This is a genomic window from Streptomyces sp. AcH 505, assembly GCF_000818175.1.
Classification (GTDB): Bacteria; Actinomycetota; Actinomycetes; order Streptomycetales; family Streptomycetaceae; genus Streptomyces.
This window is the reverse complement of sequence record NZ_JTIY01000001.1, coordinates 1080862-1084010: the sequence shown is the minus strand read 5'-3', so window position 1 is coordinate 1084010 and position 3149 is coordinate 1080862. Positions and strand designations below refer to the sequence as shown.

Genomic DNA, 3149 nt, shown 5'->3' with positions numbered 1-3149 from the left:
GGCGGCCGAGGCGGCGCGCGCCGCCGCCACCACCGCCCGGGTCAACGTCGAGATCAATCTCGGCGGGATCAAGGACACCGAGGTCAGCGCCGCGCTCGCGGCCGAGGCCGACCGGGTGGACCAGATCGCCGCCCGCGCCGAGCAGATCACGGCGGCCGTGCGCGAGGAGATCAAGAAGTGAGCGCGACGGTCCTGTCCGGCAACGAACTCGGCGCCGCCGTACGCGCCGAGGCCACCGCGGCTGCCGCCGAGCTGGCCGCGTCCGGCACCCCGCCGAAGCTGGCGGTGGTGGTCGCGACCGCCGACGAGTCGAGCGCCTGGTACGTACGCTCGATCGCCAGATCGGCGGGGAAGGCCGGTATCGACTGCGAGATCGTCGACCTCGGCGCCGAAGCCACCGCAGGGCGGATCGGCGACCGGCTGGCCGCGCTCAACGCCGACGCGTCCGTGCACGGCATCATCCTGCAGACCCCGCTGCCCGCGGGGGCGGCCCTGGAGGACCTGGCGTCCGCCATCGCGTTCGAGAAGGACGTGGACGGCGCCAACCCGCTCTCGCTCGGCCGGCTGGCGGCGGGGCTCCCCGCCTTCGCCCCGGCCACCGCCGAGGCCGTGGTCGCGCTCCTCGACCACCACAAGGTCGAGCTGACCGGCCGTCATGTCGCCGTCGTCGGCCGCTCGACGGTCGTCGGCAAACCGGCCGCGCACCTGCTGCTCGACAAGAACGCCACCGTGACGGTCTGCCACTCCCGCACCCGCGACCTGGCCGCCGTCACCTCGGCGGCCGACGTGGTGGTCGCCGCGGTCGGCAGGCCGGGGCTGATCACCGCAGCGCACGTACGGCCGGGGGCCGTCGTCGTGGACGTCGGCACCAACCCCACGGCCGACGGCGGCCTCGTCGGCGACGTGGACCCGTCCGTGACCGACCGGGCAGGCGCCCTGACACCGGTCCCGGGCGGCGTCGGCCCGGTGACCACGGCGCTGCTCCTCCAGCACACGGTGAAGGCCGCACAGGCGGCACGGCTCCGGTAGACGAGATCGGGCCGTACTCCGCACGTGACGCCCCCGGGCGGCCGGTACGGGCCGGACCGGCGCTGCCTGGGCCGGCGGCCCCGGACCGCGTCGTGCCGGGAGACTCGGTGGCGCGCTTTCCGGCCACGCCTGGGGTGGCCGGAAAGGGTCGCTCAGCCGGCGGCCGGTCGGCCGCCCGGCAGGGACCGCTTGAGGAAGTCCACCTGGAGCAGCAGCATGTTCTCCGCGATCTCCTCCTGCGGCGTCATGTGCGTCGCGCCCGTGAGCGGCAGCACCTCGTGCGGCCGGCCCGCCGCCAGGAGCGCCGCCGACAGCCGCAGGGAGTGCGCGACCACCACGTTGTCGTCGGCGAGACCGTGGATGATCATCATCGGCCTGGCCGGCTCCTGGGGCGCCGAGAGGCCGTCGTCGGTGACCAGCGAGTGCGCCGCGTAGACCTCGGGCTGCTCCTCCGGCAGGCCGTAGTAGCGCTCCATGTAGTGCGTGTCGTACAGCCGTACGTCGGTGACCGGCGCGCCGACGACCGCCGCGTGGAAGATGTCGGGGCGGCGCAGGACGGCTAGTCCCGCGAGCCAGCCGCCGCCCGACCAGCCGCGGATCGCCACCCGGCCGGTGTCCAGCGGGAAGCGCCCCGCGAGGTCCCGCAGCGCCTCGATCTGGTCGTCGAGGGCCAGCAGCATGTTGTTCTTGATCGACTTCTCCCAGCCGGGCGACCGGCCGGGCGCGCCACGGCCGTCGGCGACGATCACCGCGAAGCCCTGGTCGGCGAACCACTGGGACGTGAGGTGCGCGTTGTGAGAAGCGAGCACCCGCTGGCCGTGCGGGCACGCGTACGGGTCCAACAGAACCGGAAGCGGACCGTCCGATTCCTGATAATCGGTGGGGAGCAGGACGGCGCACGGAATCCGCCGTGCGCCCCCTTCCACGAACCGCGCGCGAGCCGTGAGCACCGGCTGCTCGGCGTACGAGACGATCGTCACCAGCGGCTTGCCGTCCCGCAGCACCTGCGCCGAGGTACCCGGCGTACCGGGCCTGGCCGAGGTCAGCACGGTCACCCGGCCGCCCCGTACCGCCGAATGCACCCCGGGCCCGGCGGAGAAGCGCTCCGTCCCCAGCTCGTTGACCCGGTACACATGGATCTCGCCGATCTCCGGCGCCGCCGCCTCCTCGCCGGCCACGGCCGACACCAGAACGTCGTGCTCACCGATGTCCAGCACCGACCGCAGCTGCAACTGCGGCCCGGTCAGTGCCCGGTCGCCGACCACCAGGACCCGTGCGCCCCCCTCGTCGGCGATCCGTACCAGCCGGCCGTCCGGCGCCCACGCCGGCACCCCGGCGAACAGCTCCAGCCAGGCCGGGTCCTCGTCCCTGTGCACCATCTGTGTCGCGCCGCTCGCCGGGTCCACCGCGAGATACAGCTGACTGCCCTGGTCACGGGTCTGGACGAGCAGCAGCGGGGCGCCGGCGGCCGACCAGTGCACCCGGGCCAGGTAGGGGTAGCGCGCCCGGTCCCAGACCACCTCGGTACGCGACCCGTCGAGCCCCAGCAGGAACAGCGTCACGTCCGCGTTGGGCGTGCCCGCCGCCGGATACGCCACCTGCTCCGGCGCCCGGTCCGGGTGGGCCGGGTCGGAGATCCACCACCGGTTGACCCGCGCCGTGTCGGACCGCGCGACCAGCAGCCGGTCGGAGTCGGGCGACCACCAGTAGCCGCGCGAGCGGTCCATCTCCTCGGCCGCGATGAACTCGGCCAGGCCGTACGTCACATCGCCGTTCTCGGGGCCCGCCAGCTCCCGGTCAGCCGTACCGTCCGCCCCGATCACCCGCAGCGCCCCACGGGCCACATAGGCCACATGGCGGCCGTCCGGGGCCGGCCTCGGGTCGATCACCGGACCCGGCACGGGCAGTTCACGTACCGCCGCGTCCCGCAGCCCGGCCGTGAACAGCCGCCCCGACAGCGTGAAGGCCGCCAGCTCGACCGCCCCGTCCACGGCGTACCCGACGATGCCCGCCGAGCCCTCACGGCTCCGCTCGCGTCTGGCCCGCTCCTGCGCCGAGAGCCGCTCACCGGCGCCGCCGAGCAGCAGCTCCGGATCGGCGGCCACCCGCTCGCGCACCTC

3 protein-coding genes are annotated in these 3149 nt (G+C 74.5%); 2 read left to right on the top strand and 1 reads right to left on the bottom strand.

The window, feature by feature from the left end:
* Positions 1 to 181: cyclodeaminase/cyclohydrolase family protein (locus tag HY68_RS43480; protein WP_041984863.1), on the top strand; the 181-nt coding region annotated here is incomplete at its 5' end.
* Complete coding sequence (locus tag HY68_RS04960; protein ID WP_041984859.1) at positions 178 to 1029, top strand: bifunctional 5,10-methylenetetrahydrofolate dehydrogenase/5,10-methenyltetrahydrofolate cyclohydrolase; 852 nt, start codon at positions 178 to 180, stop codon at positions 1027 to 1029. The genes HY68_RS43480 and HY68_RS04960, both read left to right, overlap by 4 nt.
* A gap of 152 nt (positions 1030 to 1181) precedes the next feature.
* On the opposite strand, the gene HY68_RS04955 is transcribed toward HY68_RS04960, so the two are convergent.
* A partial coding sequence (locus HY68_RS04955; RefSeq protein WP_041995180.1) for a prolyl oligopeptidase family serine peptidase occupies positions 1182 to 3149 on the bottom strand: 1968 nt, incomplete at its 5' end.